Here is a 15,757-nt window from a genome sequence, read left to right as displayed (position 1 = left end):
TATCAGCGCCCCAGCTTCAGCGTGTCGACGATCAACGACTTGGCGGTGTTCATCACCTCCACGTTGTTCTGATAGGAGCGCGCGGTCTCCATCATGTCGACCAGCTCGCGCGTTTCATCAACGGCGGACTGGTAAACAAAGCCCTCTTCATCGGCCATCGGGTTGTTCGGATCGCGGATCTTGATCGGCTCCTCACCCGCCGTGACCACGCGCTCGACATTGACCGTGGCCATGCCGGTCGCCTGATCAAATTCGGTGCGGAACACCGGCTTCATGCTGCGATAGGCGGTCTCGGACGAGCCGCTGACCGCGCCCGCATTGGCGAGATTGGACGCCGTGGTGTTCATCCGCACGAGCTGCGCAGACATCGCCCGCCCGGCGACCTGGAAGATGGAAAGTGGTTGGTTCGCCATGGGTTATTCTCCCTTCAGCGCGCGGGTGAGCTGATTGATGCGGCCGTTCAGGAACGAGAGCGTGGTCTGATACTGCACGGCGTTCTCGGCGAAGGCGGTCTGCTCCTTGCTGAGCTCCACCGTGTTGCCGTCCATGGAGGGCGAGTCCGGCGTCCGGTACAGCGTCGCCCCATCGATCCCGCCCTGCCGCTCGACCGAAGCGAGCGCCTGGGTGAAATCGATATCCTTCGCCTTGAAATTGGGCGTCGAAGCATTGGCGATGTTCGAGGCGAGCAGGTTCATCCGCTGCGCCCGGACCTCGAGCGCCGCACCGTGAACTCCGAACAGATTGCCGTTGGCCATGTGAACTCCCGCACCTCCTGTGCGCGGAACGATCAGCAAGGGGCGTGCCAGAACGGCTTGCCGACGCGCGTTGCCGCCGGCGGCAGGGCAGGGCGGCAAAGGCTTGCCGGGCGGCCGGCAATGATTGCCGGGGAGCGGGTCAACGGAACGGGCGACGCCACGCCGGCCAGAGATGCGCGGCACCCTGGATGCCGCGACAGGCCCGGCATGACGAAGGTGCGTTCGTCCCTCGACTTGATGTGGGACGAACGGGAGGTGACGAGCAGGCGCTTAACCAAACTGGCCCAGCGTTTGCAGAAGCCCGCGCATGAACCTCGGGGCCCGCGCATGAACCTTGCCACCTTTCTCGATCCGGTTGCGCTGGCAATCGTCGGCGGTGGCACGATCCTCGCCGCGATCCTGCGCACGCCGGCACGCGATCTGGGACGAGCGATCGTTGCCTTGCGCTCGCTGCCGCGTCGCCGCTTCTCGGCCGATCCGCTGCTGCAGCAGATCGCCGCCCTGGGCCGCATCGCTCGCCGCCACGGCGCCGTCGCGCTCGACAAGTCGGTTATTGCCGACCCTGATGTCGCCGCTGCCATAGCCGACATCGTCGACGGATTCGGCCCGCAGCACGTCGAGGCGCATCTCCAGCACCTGCGCCGCGCACGGATCGAGCGGCACGTCGCCGCTGCCGATGTCTGGGCCGGCATGGCGGAAGCCGCGCCGGCAACGGGCATGGTCGGCACGCTTGTCGGCCTGGTGGCGATGTTCGTTCAGATGACGGACCCGCAGGCGATCGGCGGGGCGATGGCGGTTGCGCTGCTGGCGACGCTGTACGGCGCGCTACTCGGCAACCTTGTCGCCATGCCCGTCGCTACCCGACTGCGTGTCGCAGCACGCGCCGAGGCATTCGAGCGCGTCCGGCTGGAAGCACCGCTGGTCGCGCTGGCAGCGCGTGAACAGCCACGAAGCGCCAGCGTAACGCCGATGCATCGCACGGTAGAGGCGCCCGCCGACTGGGCTGTTGAAAGGTCGGGCGCGGCGGCATGACGTTCGCCGACGAGTTCCCCGCCAGCCCACCGGGCCGCCCGCTGTGGCTCATCACGCTTGCCGACCTGGCCTTGCTCCTCGTGGGCTTCTTTGTGTTGCTTCAGGCCAATCAGCAGCTCGATCGCAAGGCATTGATCAGCGGCCTGCGGGCAGGCTTCGGCGCGGCGCCGGCGAAGAGCGCCGCTGATCCGTTGCCGGTGGCGGCGGCGGGAATCTTCAATTTCGCCGCCGGGTCGGCGGTTCTGCCATCGTCCCCCGATAGCCTGCTTGCCTGGGCGCGCGAGGCGGCCCGTGATCCGCGCGTTTCCCTGCGTGTCACGGCGTCGGTCGATGGCTCGTCGGCGGACGTCGATCCCGCCACGCGTAGCGCTGCCGTGCTCGCGGCGGATCGCGCCCGCGCGGTTGCTGCGGCGCTTGCGACCGTCGCGCCCGGCCGCCTCGTCATCGTCACTGCCGACCGGCCGTCGCGCCGACAGGTAGTGGTTACCCTGTCGTTCACCGGAGATACTATGTGATCGCGCTCGCTCTGGCGCTTGCTGCCGCCCCCCATCAGGATACCGCCGCGCTCGACAAGGCGGTTGCCGCCTTTGCCGGCAAGTCGATCGGTGAGGACGGCGGCCCGCGCGCCGCCATCGACGGGCGGCTGCGACTCAAGCAATGCCCGACGGTAGCCCTGTCGTGGCGGACCGACGCGCATGACGCCGTTGTCGTGTCCTGCGCTTCGCCGGAGTGGCGACTGTTCGTTCCGATCCGGATGCCGGCACAGCAGGCGGTGGTCGCGCGCGCCGCGGCGGCGGCACCGGCGCCGGCGGCCGAAAAAATCATTAAGCGCGGCGATCCGCTGGTGATCGAGGCGGGTTCGGACGGCTTCTCGATCACGCGCGAAGGCATCGCCCTAGCCGATGCGGCGGAGGGCCAGCGGCTGATGGTGCGCGTCGACAGCGGCAAGATGCCGGTGCAGGCGGTGGCGCTGGCGCCGGGCCGCGCGACGCTGCCGGGATGGGTTGAGTGAAAAAAGTCCTAAAGCGGGGAATGCCGCTGCCGTTTATCCCGTCGGGATCGAGGCGCAGCAGGTGTTTTCATGATCGACTCAATCGGGGCCAAGCCCACGGATCGGAAGGTTTCCGCGGTCACGCGGGTGGCCGCGCCGGCTCAGCCTGCGGGCGTGACGAAGCAGGCGGCGGCCGCGGCGGCGCCAACCGTTGCCGCCCAGCTGGCGACGGCAGCTCCGGTGGATGCCCAGCGCGTCCAGGACATCAAGCAGGCGATCGCCGAGGGCCGCTATCCTCTTTCCCCCACCAAGATCGCGGACGCGCTGATCGCAGCCCGCTACGAATGGATGTCGCATGACAAGGCGTGACGCCCTGATCCGCGTGATCGAAACGCTGCACAGCGAGATCACCGCGCTGAAGACCAACGACGTGGCGGGGCTGGAAAAGGCGACATCGGCGAAGCTCACCGCCATCGAGACGCTGCGCGGCATGGGCGGCGGGCCGGCCGGGCCGGAGCTGCGCGAGCTGGCGGACGAGGCGGACCGGCTAAACGACACCTGCCGCATCTATGTGAACCTGATGGCGGCAAATGTCCGCCGCCGCCTGCAACTTCTGACCGGCGAGGGCGGCAATGCCTATCGTCGCGGCCCCGTGGCCTACGCGTAACTGACCCTCCCCGCGGCGGGGAGGATTGGCACACCTCTTGCTGATGGCACTCCTGAAACAGGGAAGTGCGCACAGCAACGATGACCATCAACGCCGTCTATACCGTCGCCGGGCGCGTGCAGTCTGCGATCAAGCAGGCCGCCGCCCGTACCGGCATCGACTTCGACTATCTGATGGGTCAGGCCAAGGTGGAGAGCGGCTTCAACGCTTCCGCGCGTGCCGGCACCTCCTCGGCTACCGGCCTCTACCAGTTCATTGAACAATCCTGGCTTGCCGTGGTGAAGGATCATGGCGCCGAACACGGCATGGGCTGGGCCGCGAACAGCATCCAGCGCACGTCCTCCGGCCGCCTGACCGTGAGCGATCCCGGAATGCGCCGCGCGATCCTGGACCTGCGCAACAATCCCGAGGCCGCCTCCCTGATGGCGGCCGAACATGCCAGCGACAACAAGGATGCGCTGGAGGCGAGCCTCGGCCGCGAAGCGACGGGCACCGACCTCTACATGGCGCATTTCCTGGGGCTGGGCGGTGCCAAGCAGTTCCTACGGGCAATGCAAGTGTCGCCCGACCGCACCGCCGCCAGCATGTTCCCCGCCGCTGCCGGTGCGAATCGCAACGTCTTCTTCAATCGCGATGGCTCCGCCCGCTCCCTTTCCGAAGTGTATGAACGGTTCGGAGCGAAGCTGGGCGACGGGGCGGGCGCTGCCGGCAGCACCGGCAATGCCGGCAACGATTTGCCGCGTCTGCAATTTGCCGCACAGATGCTCGACATGGAGGGTGCCACCGTCATCACCGGCGCGAACCAGTCCGCGGCCGATGCGATGAATTGGGCAAGCGCCGCCATGGGGCGCGACACGCCCGCCGCACGAGTGCAGACCGCCAACCTGCTGCGCCCCTCTCCAGACAATGCGCGGCTCGCCTATATGATGCTCGCGAGCATGGGGGCCTGATCGCATGAAGCTGCTCGCCAACTCGCGCCAGGCGGCGCTGCCCGCCGCGATCCTGCTGCTCGTGCTCGTCATGGTGGTGCCGATCCCGGCGGCGCTGCTCGACGTGTTCTTCGTCGCCAACATCGCGATCAGCCTCGCGGTGCTGATGGTTGCGCTGAACGCGCAAAAGCCGCTCGACTTCTCGTCCTTTCCAACCGTTCTCCTATTCACGACCCTGTTCCGCCTTGGCCTCAACGTCGCGTCGACCCGCGTCGTGCTGGTCCATGGACATGAGGGCGAGGCAGCGGCCGGCCATGTGATCGAGGCGTTCGGCAGCTTCCTGATCGGCGGCGACTATATCGTCGGCATCTTCGTCTTCGCGATCCTGATGATCATCAACCTGATCGTGGTGACCAAAGGCGCGGGGCGCGTGTCCGAAGTGTCTGCGCGCTTCACGCTCGATGCGCTGCCCGGCAAGCAGATGGCGATTGACGCCGATCTGAACGCCGGCCTCATCACGCCCGACGATGCCAAGAAGCGCCGCGTCGAAGTATCCACCGAGGCCGATTTCTACGGCTCGATGGATGGTTCGTCCAAGTTCGTGAAGGGCGACGCGATCGCCGCGATCCTGATCCTGGCGGCGAACATCGTCGGCGGCCTGATCCTGGGTCCGGTAAGCCACGGCCTGTCGATCGCCGACGCCGCCAAGACCTATACGCTGCTGGCGATCGGCGACGCGCTGGTCGCGCAGCTTCCGGCGCTGATGCTTTCCATCGCCGCCGCTGCAATCGTGACGCGCGTGTCGAGCGAAAAGGATCTCGCCGGCCAGATTGGCAGCCAGTTCGGCTCCCCGCGCACCTGGACGCCGGTAGCGGGCATCCTTGGCCTGCTCGGCATCCTGCCGGGCATGCCGCATCTGGTGCTGCTGCCAGCCGCGGGCATCGCCGGCTTCGCCGCGTGGAAGCTCAACAAGATCGCACAGCGCCCCGCGCCGGTTGAGGAAGTCGCTGCGCCCGAGCCGGTCGACCAGTCGCGCATCGGGTGGGAGGAAGTGACCGACGGCATGATGGTCAACCTCGACATCGGCTATGGCCTTGTGCCGCTGGTCGATGAGCGCAAGGGCGCGCCGCTGATGGGCCGGATCACCGGCGTGCGGCGCCAGCTGTCCAAGGAACTCGGCTTCGTCGTGCCGCAGGTGAAGGTGCGCGACGATATCAACCTTGCCCCCTACACCTATCGCCTGCTGGTCGGCGGCGTGGTCGTCGGCGAGGATCAGGTGTCGCCGGACGAGATGCTGGCGCTCGACACCGGCACCGGCTTCGGCGAACTGCAGGGCAAGAAGGCGAAGGATCCGACCTTCGGCCTCGACGCGACCTGGATCGCGCCGGGCGACGCCGATGCGGCGACGGGCGCTGGTTATTTGGTGGTCGACAGCGGTACCGTGATCGCCACGCACCTGAACCATGCGTTAGGCGCGAACTCGGCCGATCTGCTCGGCGCGGACGAGGTGCAGGCGCTGCTCGATGGTCTGAAGGAGCGCAGCCCGCAGCTCGTCGCATCCTTGTGCCCCATGCCGCTGTCGCTGACGACGCTCACCAGTGTGCTGAAGTCGCTGCTGAACGAAGGCATCACCTTGAAGGAATTCCGCCGCATCGCGTCTGCCATCGCTGTTGTCGCGCAGCGCACGCAAGATGCCGAGGAAATTGTCGAGCTGATTCGCCCGGAACTGGGGCCGCTCATCATCCAGAAACTGTGCGGCGTGCGCGAGCCGCTGCGCGTGATGACGCTGGAGGGTGGCCTGGAAGGGCTGCTCGGCCAGGCGATGCGCGCCGATCCGTCGCGTCGCCATGTCGTCGAACCCGAACTTGGCCGCCGCATCGTCGATGCGCTGCAGCGCGCCGCCCAGCCGATGATCGCCGAGGCCAAGCCCTTCGCGCTCGTCGTTCAGCCCGCGATCCGTGTCGCGATCCGCAAATTGGTCAAAACCTGTCTGCCGGACACCCCCGTCATGAGCTTCTTTGAAGTCCCCGAGGACAAGGCCGTCGAAGTCGTCGCCGTGATCGGCGCAAACGATACGCATCCGGCAATTGGCGCGGGCCAGCCGCAGATGGCGGTGGCGGCATGAGCGCGATGCCGATGCGCGCCGCCTTCGCCGACGCGACGCCGCTGACCTATTCGCCGCGCCAGCGCGCGCGCGTCGAGGGGGCGCTGGTGCGTGAACATCTGCCGCTGGTGCGCCGGCTGGCGTGGCACGTCCATGGCAGCGTCTCGACCGCGGTGGAGGTGGAGGATCTTGTGCAGGTCGGCCTGGTGGCGCTGGTCGAGGCCGCCGCGTCGTTTGAGGATCGCGGGCAGGTGACGCTCAAGCAATATCTTGCCACGCGGCTGCGCGGCGCGATGATTGACGAGCTGCGCCGTCATGCCGCGATGACCCGCGGCGCGATCAAGCGTCGCCGGGCCTATCAGGGCGCGATCAAGGCGCTGACCGGGGAGCTCGGCCGCGCCCCGTCGGAAGGCGAGATCGCCGCGAACCTTGAGATCAGCATCGACAAGCTGCGCGCCGATTATGCCACCGCGGAGGCGGTGCGGTTCGACTCGATCGATGAGGTCTATGCCGACGATCAGCCCTGGTTCGCCAGCGACGAGCCGAGCGCCTTTGACCAGTTGGCCAATGGGCAGATGCGTGACCGCCTGGTCGCCGCGATCGCAGCATTGCCGGAGCGCGAGCAGATGGTGATCCAATTGTATCACGTCGAAGAACTGAACCTGGAGGAGATCGGCGCGGTGCTTGGCGTCGGCGCAGCGCGCGTCTGCCAGATCAAGTCTTCCGCCCATGCACGACTGAAGAAGGCGATGCTGCGCGGCTGAGCGCCTGAGGCGGGCGGGAAGGGTCGCGGAAGACGGGCGCATCTAACGCAGATCAAACTGAATCCCGGGAACGGACCGTACCCCTCACGCGTAAACCGGGCCCATGCCACAGCCCCAGACACCCCTGTTCCCCTGGCGCCATGAGGATCAGGACCGCTTCGAGCGGCTGCTCCAGGATCATGTCCAGGATCGCCTCTTCCCCTGCGTCGGCGCCAAGGCCGCCTTGGCCAAGGGAACGCTCAACGTCCTCGCCTGCAATCGCATCGACAGTGGCTGGGATGACCTGCGCATTCACGACGGTCTGATGCGCTTTGCCGAGGCCTATCGCGAGGAGCCGGCGCTCTATCGAAGCTTTGCCGTGGTCTTCAATGGCCCCGACACGCTGAGCGAGGCGGAGTTCGAGAAGGCGCTGTGGGCCCGTATTCAATCGCTGTCCGACAAGGACGTGTGGCGCGGCCAGGAATATGACGCGCGCGTCAGCCCCGATCCCCAGGATGTGCACTTTTCGCTGAGCTTCGGCGGCGAGGCCTTCTTCGTCGTTGGCCTGCACCCCAATTCCAGCCGCCCGGCGCGCCGCTTCGCCAAGCCGGCGCTGGTCTTCAACCTGCACGACCAGTTCGAACGGCTGCGTGCGGACGGCCTGTATGAGAGCATGCGCGAAAAGATCCTGGTGCGCGACGAGGCGCTTGCCGGTACGCGTAATCCGATGCTCGCCCGGCACGGCGAGGCGAGCGAGGCACGGCAATATAGTGGCCGCGCCGTGGACGAGACCTGGACCTGCCCCTTCCACTATCACGGCCAGAATGACTGAGGCGATCCGTATCCCGGAGCGTAGCGGCACGGCCTTTCGGCTGCCGAAGGGCGCGCTGCTTGAGGTGATCGATCCGAGAGGCGTGCAGGTGTCCGACCTCCTGGCCTTCAACGCCGATGACATGGGAGAGGCGATCTCTTCGGGGCGCACGTTCGATTACGCCGAGACGATCTATCTCACGACCGGGCACACGCTTTATTCCAACCGGTCGCGTGCCATGCTGGAAATCGTCGCCGATGATGTCGGCCGCCACGATTTCCTGCTGACGCCGTGCAGCTATGACACGTTCCGGCATTTCTATCCTGACAAGCCGCTCCACCGCGGCTGCTTCGGCAACCTCGCCGAGGCGCTGGCGCCTTACGGCATCACCGAAGACATGATCCCATGCGCGTTCAACTGCTTCATGAACGTGCCGGTGAATGGCGAAACGGGGAAGCTTAGAGTGCTGCCGCCGATCAGCAAGGCGGGCGACAAGATCGTGTTCCGCGCGGCCATGGACCTCGTCATCGGCCTGACGGCCTGTTCCGCTTATTCGTCCAACGGCGGAAGCTTCAAGCCGATCGACTATCGCATTCTGGCGGGCGATGCGCCGTAAAGTAGTTGATTTATATCAGTTGTTGTAAGCTGAGCGGAACTCGTCTGCGTCCCTAATGTTCGGCAAGCACTGCCCTTGACCGGGAAAGTCCTTTCCGGATCGAGTGCTGTTGATCGCAGGAGGATGCAAGTGAAGCTAGTATCGAGTTTTGCCATGGTCGCCGCAATGGTCATTGCCGGTCCTGCCGTGGCGCAGGCGACATCGCCTTCGGATTTCGTGAAAAAGGCAGGGGCGAGCGATCTTTACGAGCGCACGTCCAGCAATCTGGTGCTGCAGACGAGCAAGAACGCAAAGGTGCGAGAATTCGCTCAGATGATGGTCAAGGATCACACCAAGAGCACGAACGACGTGAAGATGGCCGCCAAGCAGGCTGGCCTCACGCCGCCGCCGCCGGCGCTCGAGCCGGAACAGTCGCGCATGGTCGCTGAACTGCGCCAAGCGAGCGGCGCGGTACGCGATCAGTTGTACGTCACGCAGCAGAAGACGGCGCACCAGAAGACGCTGGCGCTGCACTCGGGATACGCCCAGTCCGGCAGCGCCGCGCCGCTGAAGACGGTCGCCGCAAAGACTGCCCCGGTGGTGAAGCACCATTTGGACATGCTGAACGCCATGTGATGCGAAAACCCCGGCCGCCAATCGGCGACCGGGGTTCTTGCGCGGCACGGCTCCATGCGGAACCGGCCGTTCGTGCGTTCCTGCGCAGTGACACCGGCACCCAGATGGGGGCGGTGCCGGTGCCGCTTTCGGCTTAGCCGAGAAGCTTCATCACGCCCTGCTGCGACTGATTGGCCTGCGCCAGCATCGCAGTCGACGCCTGGCTGAGGATCTGGGCCTTGGCGAGGGCGGTCGACTCCTCCGAGAAGTCGGCGTCTTCAATGCGGCTGCGTGCGTCCGCCAGATTGGTAGCGTTCGACGTCATGTTATTGACCGCGGACTCAAGCTGATTCTGAGCCGCGCCCAAGTTTGCGCGGGATTTCGTCACGGCCTCAAGAGCCGCGTCGAACGTGGCGAGGTCAGAATTAGCAGGCGCCGTCGTCCCGTTAGCAAGCGTGGCAACAGCAGTGATGTTAGTATCGGCAGTCAGCTGATCAAACGTGATGGTGATAGCATCGTCTGCCGTAGCGCCGGCCTGGATCGTGATCTCGTTGGTCGCGGTGTCAAACAGGTTCTTGCCATTGAAGGTGGTGTTTTCCAGAATGTTGGTCATCTGGGTGTTCAACGCCTTCATCTCGGACAGGATGTTCTCCTGATCCGACTCTTGATAGGTGCCGTTCGAAGACTGTACCGTCAGTTCGCGCATGCGCTGGAGCATGTTGCTCACCTCGTCCAGCGCGCCCTCGGCGGTCTGCGCCATCGAGATGCCGTCGTTGGCGTTGCGGATGCCCTGGTTCATGCCGCGGATCTGGGCGGTCATCGAGCTGGCGATGGCGAGGCCGGCGGCGTCGTCCTTGGCCGAGTTGATGCGCTTGCCGGTCGACAGACGCTCCATGGCGGTCGAGAGGGAGGTCTGAGCCTTCGCCGACGCGTTGCTGGCGCGCAGCGACGAGATGTTGCTGTTGATAACGGTCATGGGTTCGTTCCTTTGTGCCTACGGTCTCCCGCCGCCCCCAGAGCGGAGGGCCGAGCCGTCGAGCTACGAAACGGCAGGCTGGCGCAGGGGTTTAGCGTTTTTTGATCGACGCGCCGGACGGCATTGTTTTGGCCGATCCGACGCGATTTCGGCCGATCCGATGCGCCTGCCGGAGCAGACCGGCCGGTAACCGGCAAATCTTGGCCGGATCTTGCCGCCGGCCGGCAAGCCGCTGCCCCGATCCATGAGCTCCCCTGCGCGCGCCCGCGTCCCTTGTGGTGGCGCGGCAACGTGCCGGCAGAATTCCGCCGGGCGGCTGCCGGTTAAACAGGCCGTTAACCAATGAACCACTACGGACGGAATCGTTCACAGGGGAAGTTTGAATGCGCGCGGTCGTTCCATCCAAAATGGTTGCTGATGCCCATGTTGCTCTGGTTTCCTCTTTGCGGGCGCAAGGCTTTTCCACGACCGCGCCGACGGGCCGCCCGCAGGGCGACACGGCGTGGCTGGTGACGGAGGGCGAGGCATCGCCCGTGCCGTCGCGCACCGTCGTGTTGGGCCGCGGAGAGCGCAAGATTGTGCCGTTCCGCGATGGCGCGCCGGCACGGCTGACGTTCGATCACGCCGATGCCGTGGTCGGCAACGCCTTTGTCCGGGCGCTGGCCGGCGGCCCGGAACTGCCGACCGCTGCCGACCCGGAGAGCCTGGCGCTCTACGCGCTCGCCGAGCGGGTGGCGGAAGCCGATATCACCGTGCTGATCAATGGCCCGACGGGCACCGGCAAGGAAGTGCTGGCCCGCGCCATTCACCGCAATTCCACACGCCGTGACGGCCCATTCATCGCCATCAACTGCGCGGCATTGCCGGAAACCATGCTGGAGGCCATGCTGTTCGGCCATGTGAAGGGCAGCTTCACCGGGGCGTCATCTGGCGGCGACGGCTTTTTCCGCGCAGCGAACGGCGGCACCATCGTGCTCGACGAAGTGGCGGAAATGCCGCTTCCACTCCAGGCCAAGCTGCTGCGCGTGCTCCAGGAGCGCGAAGTCGTGCCGATCGGCGCAACCCATCCGGTGCCGATCGACGTCCGGGTGGTGGCCTGCGCCAACCGCGATCTGCAGGAAGAGGTTGCCGCCGGACGCTTCCGCTCGGACCTTTATTACCGCCTGTCGGTGTTTCCGCTGACCACGCGGGCGCTGGCGGAACGCGCGCAGGACGTGCCGGCACTCGCCGCGACCATGATCCTGCGCCATGCCGGATCGCGCGCGGTCGTGCCCTGGCCCTCGCACGAGGCGGTCGCCAAGCTGACCGGTCATGACTGGCCGGGCAATGTCCGCGAGCTGGAGAATGTGATCCAGCGCGCGCTGCTGTTCTGCGGCGGCGATACGATCGAGGCCGAGCATATCGTGTTCGATCGCGCCAGCGCCCCGCGCCCCGCGGTGTTCGCGAGCGAGCCGGCAGCCGCCAGTTCCGGCACGCTTGGCGCGGTCGTTCAGCTCTCCGAATTTGCCGCAATTCGGGAGACTTTGAAGGCGTGCGGCGGAAATCGTATCGAAACTGCGCGCCGTCTCGGCATTTCGGAACGAACCTTGCGTTACCGTCTCGCGAAGGCACGCGAGCAAGGCGAGGAAATCGCCGCGCCGCATGATCGGAGACTGACGGCATGAGTGGTGTTGGTGGTGTAGGCGGGATCGACCGGGTGATGGCGCTTCGTGCCCAGATCCTGGAGCGTAACGCCGCGCTGAGCCGGGCGAACGCGACGGTGTCGGCGGCGCCAAGTGCGCCCGCGTCCGGCGCACAGCAGGCCGGCAGCTTCGCCGCGACCATGGAGACCGCGCTCCAATCGGTGAACAATCAGGCGAACAAGGCATCGGCACTTTCCGAAGCCTATGAGCGCGGCGAAACGGTGGACATCGCCAAGGTGATGCTCGCCCGCCAGGAGGCGTCGGTCGGCTTCGAGGCGACGCTGCAAGTCCGCAACAAGATCCTGTCCGCGTACAAGGACATCATGAGCATGCCGGTCTGATATGGCTAACGCACTTGCCCCTTCGAACGCCGTCATCCCGGAACGCTTCGCCAATCCGCTGAAGCAGATCCAGGGTGTCTTCGCGCAGCCCGCGGTTCGCCGCGCCGGTCCGATGGCGCTGATGGTCAGCCTGATCGGCGCTTCCGCGCTTGCCTGGTCCGCGCTGTCCGGGGCGCCGCAGAAGACGCTTTATTCGGGCCTGCCCGATGCCGACAAGGCGGCCGTCACTCAGGCGCTGACCGCTGCCAGCATCGACAGCCACATCGACGATGCGACCGATGCCGTGACGGTGAACGAGGAAGATTATTCCCGCGCCCGTCTGCTGCTTGCCGGACAGGGCCTGCCCAAGGCGGCGCCGGGCGGCTATGCGATCCTCGATCAACTGCCGATGGGTGTCAGCCGCGCCGTCGAGGGTGAGCGCCTGCGCCAGGCGCGCGAGACCGAGCTTGCCCGGTCGATCCAGGAGATCGACGTCGTCACCGAGGCGCGCGTACATCTCGCCATGCCGGAGGCGAGCGTGTTCGTGCGCGACAATGCCCAGCCTTCCGCCTCCGTGGTGGTGAAGCTGCAGGGTGGCCGTGCGCTCAGCGAAGCGCAGGTCCAGTCGATCATCAACCTTGTTGCTTCCTCCGTTCCGGGCATGAAGCCGGAGGCGGTGACGATCGTCGATCAGATGGGCGGCCTGCTCTCCAAGGCGGGCGGCAAGGGGCAGAGCGGCACCGAGCAGCGCATTGCTCTGCAGCAGCAGGTAGAGGAAAAGTATCGCACGCAGCTGATGCAGCTGCTCACGCCGCTTGTCGGTGCGGGCAACTTCACCGCCGAGGTGCAGGCCGACGTCAACATGGACGAGACGCAGGCCACCCGCGAAAGCTATGACAAGGAAGGCGCGCTGCGCGCCGAGACCGGCAATTGGACCGGCACGCAGGCAGCGGATGGCCAGGCGCCCGGCGGGATCCCCGGTGCGCTCAGCAACACGCCGCCGCCCGCCGCCACGCTGCAGCAGCCGCAGGCTGCGCTTGGTGCCGATGGCCGCCCGGTTCAGGCCGTTCCCGGTGGCCCCGCACCCAATCCGAACAAGCAATCCGACCAGTTCGCCCGGTCCTATGATCTCGGCCGCGAAGTTTCCGTGACGCGCGCCGCGCCGGGCGGGGTCAAGCGCCTCTCGGTCGCGGTGCTGCTGCGCGAGCCGGAGAAGGGCAAGCGCACCGCGATGGAGATCAACCAGATCACCGAGCTGGTCCGCTCCGCGGTCGGCTATGACCAGGCGCGCAACGATCAGGTCACCGTTATCAGCCGCAAGTTCGCCGGTGAGGCGGAAGCGGGCAGCGACGGCCCGGCATGGTATGACAACAGCTGGATGCCGGTGATTGCGCGCAATGTCACCGCGATCGTGATCGCGCTGCTGGTGCTGCTGCTTGGCGTGCGCCCGCTTGCCAAGGCGCTGATGAAGAAGAAGGAAGAAGCAGAAGCGCCGGTGCGTGGCGCGCTCGGCCTTTCCGCCGACGGCGGTGGCGAAGACGGGGAGGGCGCTGCCCTTCGCGCCGAGATCGCCGTCACGCCGCCGGTCACGCTCGACGAGATCGAGGCGAGCCGCAATTATGATGAGCGGATCGGGAAGGTGCGCGGCTTCACCCGTGACAATCCCGCCCGCGCCGCGCTGGCGGTGCGTGACATGATGAAGGCAAGCGCGCAGTGACCGACGTCGCGCTTCGCACCTTTACTGGTACCGAGCGTGCCGCGGTGCTGATGATGCTGGTCGGCGAAGAGGAAGCTGCGGCGATCCTCCAGAAGCTGGAGCCCGACGAGGTGCGCGAGCTTGGCCGCGCCATGTACACCGTCGCGGACGTCAGCGAGGCGGACGTGGAAGGCGTGCTTGACGACTTCGTGGGCCGTGCGCGCGAGCGCACCGGCATCACCTTTGATCCGAAGCCAAAGATCGAGGCGGTGATGCACCGCGCGCTTGGCCAGGAAAAGGCCGAGAGCGTTCTCGCCCGCATTACCCCGCCAGAGGCGGCGTGCGAGATTGAGCTGCTCGACTGGCTCGACGCCACTGACATCGCCGCGATGATCGAGAAGGAGCATCCGCAGGTCTGCGCCCTGCTGATCGCGAACCTTGATCCGTCGATCGGCGCGCAGGTGCTGGAACTGCTGCCCGATGCCGCGCAGCCCGAGATCCTGCACCGTATCGCGAAGCTTGGCCCGATCACGCCGGAGGCGGTGGAAACGCTGAAGACCATGATCGGCAGCCGCGCGGTGAGCGCTGCCCAGGGCACGCAGGTGAAGCTGGGCGGCACGCGCGAGGCGGCCAAGATCCTTCAGGGCGCCCGCAAGGCGACCGAGCAGCGCGTGATGCCCAAGCTGTTCAAGCTCGACAAGGAAACGGCGAAGCAGATCGAGGAGGCGATGTTCGTCTTCGACAATCTGCTCGACATGGACGACAAGAACCTTGGCACGTTGATCCGCAATATCGACGGCGACATCCTGACCCGTGCGCTGAAGGGCGTGGACGAGGCGGCGCGCGGTCGCTTCCTCGGCTGCATGTCGGCGCGCGCCGCGGACGGTATCCGCGACGAGATGGAAGCACGCGGGCCGATGAAGCTCAGCGAAGTGCTGGAAGCGCAGAAGGCGATCATCGCCATCGCGCGCAACCTGGCGAAAGACGGCACGATCATGATGGGCGGGGGCGAGGACGATTATGTCTGAAGCAGCGGCAAATGTGTTCGTCGCCGGCTTTGCGCCGCGTCAGGACGATGCGGCGGTCCGGCTGCAGCGAGTCTTCGCCGATCGGCCCGCCGGCTTCGCGCCCGGTGACCTGATCGCCCGCATCGAAGAGGCCTTTTCGGCGTCACCGGAACCGCATCTGTCGCCGAATGCGGCGCCCGCATCTGAGCCCGAGCCGCCAACGCTCGATCCGGTTGCGGCGGCGATGGCCGAGGGGCCGGCGATTGACCCGCTGGCGGAGGCGCACCAGGCCGGGTTCGACGCCGGCTATGCCGCCGCGCGAGCCGAGCATGAGGCCTTGGCGCAGCGCGATCTGGCGCTGATCGAGGGTATCGCCGCCGCGCTGAAATCCGATGAGCGGATCGATCGCGAGCGCATTGCGCGGCAGCTTCGCCAAACGGTTCTTCATCTCGTCACCCGGCTGGTCGGCGAGGCTGGCATTTCCGCCGATTTGCTTGCCGGCCGTGTCGAAGCGGCGTCGGACCTGCTGGCCGATGCGTCGGAAAGTGCGATCCTGCGCGTCCATCCGGCTGACGTGCCGCTGCTCGAAGGCCGGTTGCCGGAGACGATCTTTGCGGTCGGTGACGGCAATCTCGCCCGCGGCAGCTTCGTCCTTGAGGCCGCCTCGACCATCGTCGAGGATGGGCCGGAGCTGTGGCTGGAACAGCTGACCCGCGCGCTCGACAAGGTTGCCGTACCCAACGGCTGACGGTCGGGCGCCGTCCCGGCAATCCGCGGGATTTCTCCTGGCGCTCGCAACTGGATCCCGGCCTCACCGGGAGTGATTTTACCAAA

General features: G+C 66.4%; 19 protein-coding genes. 16 read left to right on the top strand and 3 right to left on the bottom strand.

The window, feature by feature from the left end:
* Positions 1–2 precede the first annotated feature (2 nt).
* Together flgC and BMX36_RS09805 are read right to left on the bottom strand one after the other, a co-directional pair.
* On the bottom strand, positions 3–413 hold the full coding sequence (gene flgC / locus BMX36_RS09810; protein WP_066781122.1) for a flagellar basal body rod protein FlgC: 411 nt from the start codon (positions 411–413) through the stop codon (positions 3–5).
* 3 nt (positions 414–416) lie between these two features.
* The gene (locus BMX36_RS09805; RefSeq protein ID WP_066781120.1) at positions 417–755 is read right to left on the bottom strand and encodes a flagellar basal body rod protein FlgB; all 339 of its coding nucleotides are present in this window, start codon (positions 753–755) and stop codon (positions 417–419) included.
* A 327-nt stretch (positions 756–1,082) separates the two neighbouring features.
* Between BMX36_RS09805 and BMX36_RS09800 the strand changes: the two genes are divergently transcribed.
* The 11 genes from BMX36_RS09800 (at position 1,083) to BMX36_RS09750 (ending at position 9,263) form a co-directional block, all read left to right on the top strand.
* Complete coding sequence (locus tag BMX36_RS09800) at positions 1,083–1,787, top strand: motility protein A (protein WP_093064767.1); 705 nt, start codon at positions 1,083–1,085, stop codon at positions 1,785–1,787.
* The gene (locus tag BMX36_RS09795; protein ID WP_256210716.1) at positions 1,784–2,302 is read left to right on the top strand and encodes a flagellar motor protein MotB; all 519 of its coding nucleotides are present in this window, start codon (positions 1,784–1,786) and stop codon (positions 2,300–2,302) included. Before BMX36_RS09800 ends, BMX36_RS09795 begins: the two co-directional genes overlap by 4 nt.
* Positions 2,299–2,799, top strand: coding sequence for a flagella basal body P-ring formation protein FlgA (locus tag BMX36_RS09790; protein ID WP_093064765.1), 501 nt, complete (start codon positions 2,299–2,301; stop codon positions 2,797–2,799). The genes BMX36_RS09795 and BMX36_RS09790 overlap by 4 nt, the downstream gene beginning before the upstream one ends.
* A 69-nt stretch (positions 2,800–2,868) precedes the next feature.
* A complete protein-coding gene (gene flgM / locus BMX36_RS09785) occupies positions 2,869–3,147 on the top strand; it encodes a flagellar biosynthesis anti-sigma factor FlgM (RefSeq protein ID WP_066774745.1) in 279 nt (92 codons plus the stop codon).
* Positions 3,134–3,445, top strand: coding sequence for a flagellar protein FlgN (locus BMX36_RS09780; protein WP_093064763.1), 312 nt, complete (start codon positions 3,134–3,136; stop codon positions 3,443–3,445). The genes flgM and BMX36_RS09780 overlap by 14 nt, the downstream gene beginning before the upstream one ends.
* Positions 3,446–3,525: 80 nt before the next feature.
* The gene (locus BMX36_RS09775; protein ID WP_093064761.1) at positions 3,526–4,395 is read left to right on the top strand and encodes a transglycosylase SLT domain-containing protein; all 870 of its coding nucleotides are present in this window, start codon (positions 3,526–3,528) and stop codon (positions 4,393–4,395) included.
* A 4-nt stretch (positions 4,396–4,399) separates the two neighbouring features.
* Complete coding sequence (gene flhA / locus BMX36_RS09770) at positions 4,400–6,499, top strand: flagellar biosynthesis protein FlhA (RefSeq protein ID WP_093064759.1); 2,100 nt, start codon at positions 4,400–4,402, stop codon at positions 6,497–6,499.
* Entirely contained in the window at positions 6,496–7,242 is a 747-nt protein-coding gene (locus BMX36_RS09765) for a sigma-70 family RNA polymerase sigma factor (RefSeq protein WP_093064757.1), read from the top strand. Before flhA ends, BMX36_RS09765 begins: the two co-directional genes overlap by 4 nt.
* A gap of 103 nt (positions 7,243–7,345) precedes the next feature.
* Positions 7,346–8,053, top strand: a complete 708-nt coding sequence (gene gntA / locus BMX36_RS09760; RefSeq protein ID WP_093064755.1) for a guanitoxin biosynthesis heme-dependent pre-guanitoxin N-hydroxylase GntA — start codon at positions 7,346–7,348, stop codon at positions 8,051–8,053.
* Positions 8,046–8,648 carry a DUF1989 domain-containing protein gene (locus BMX36_RS09755; protein ID WP_093064753.1) on the top strand — a complete coding sequence of 201 codons (603 nt, stop codon included), beginning with the start codon at positions 8,046–8,048 and terminating at the stop codon, positions 8,646–8,648. Before gntA ends, BMX36_RS09755 begins: the two co-directional genes overlap by 8 nt.
* 129 nt (positions 8,649–8,777) lie before the next feature.
* Complete coding sequence (locus BMX36_RS09750) at positions 8,778–9,263, top strand: DUF4142 domain-containing protein (RefSeq protein ID WP_256210715.1); 486 nt, start codon at positions 8,778–8,780, stop codon at positions 9,261–9,263.
* A gap of 133 nt (positions 9,264–9,396) precedes the next feature.
* Here BMX36_RS09750 and BMX36_RS09745 read toward each other — a convergent pair whose 3' ends face one another.
* Positions 9,397–10,218 (bottom strand): flagellin N-terminal helical domain-containing protein, encoded by an 822-nt coding sequence (locus BMX36_RS09745; RefSeq protein ID WP_093064749.1) that lies wholly within the window; start codon positions 10,216–10,218, stop codon positions 9,397–9,399.
* 383 nt (positions 10,219–10,601) lie between these two features.
* Between BMX36_RS09745 and BMX36_RS09740 the strand changes: the two genes are divergently transcribed.
* Genes BMX36_RS09740 through BMX36_RS09720 form a run of 5 tightly spaced genes read left to right on the top strand, consistent with a single transcriptional unit; the run spans position 10,602 to position 15,671 of the window.
* Positions 10,602–11,882: a sigma-54 interaction domain-containing protein gene (locus BMX36_RS09740; RefSeq protein ID WP_093064747.1), complete on the top strand. Its 1,281-nt coding sequence runs from the start codon at positions 10,602–10,604 to the stop codon at positions 11,880–11,882.
* Positions 11,879–12,241, top strand: coding sequence for a flagellar hook-basal body complex protein FliE (fliE, locus tag BMX36_RS09735; protein WP_093064745.1), 363 nt, complete (start codon positions 11,879–11,881; stop codon positions 12,239–12,241). The genes BMX36_RS09740 and fliE overlap by 4 nt, the downstream gene beginning before the upstream one ends.
* Before the next feature lies 1 nt (position 12,242).
* Positions 12,243–13,937, top strand: a complete 1,695-nt coding sequence (gene fliF / locus BMX36_RS09730) for a flagellar basal-body MS-ring/collar protein FliF (protein ID WP_066774777.1) — start codon at positions 12,243–12,245, stop codon at positions 13,935–13,937.
* Complete coding sequence (fliG, locus tag BMX36_RS09725; RefSeq protein WP_082745886.1) at positions 13,934–14,944, top strand: flagellar motor switch protein FliG; 1,011 nt, start codon at positions 13,934–13,936, stop codon at positions 14,942–14,944. Before fliF ends, fliG begins: the two co-directional genes overlap by 4 nt.
* A complete protein-coding gene (locus BMX36_RS09720) occupies positions 14,937–15,671 on the top strand; it encodes a FliH/SctL family protein (RefSeq protein WP_093064743.1) in 735 nt (244 codons plus the stop codon). Before fliG ends, BMX36_RS09720 begins: the two co-directional genes overlap by 8 nt.
* Positions 15,672–15,757: the final 86 nt, after the last annotated feature.

Source organism: Sphingomonas sp. OV641 (assembly GCF_900109205.1).
Taxonomy (GTDB): Bacteria; Pseudomonadota; Alphaproteobacteria; order Sphingomonadales; family Sphingomonadaceae; genus Sphingomonas.
The sequence above is the reverse complement of the archived record's forward strand: the minus strand, read 5'-3'. Positions and strand labels throughout refer to the sequence as shown.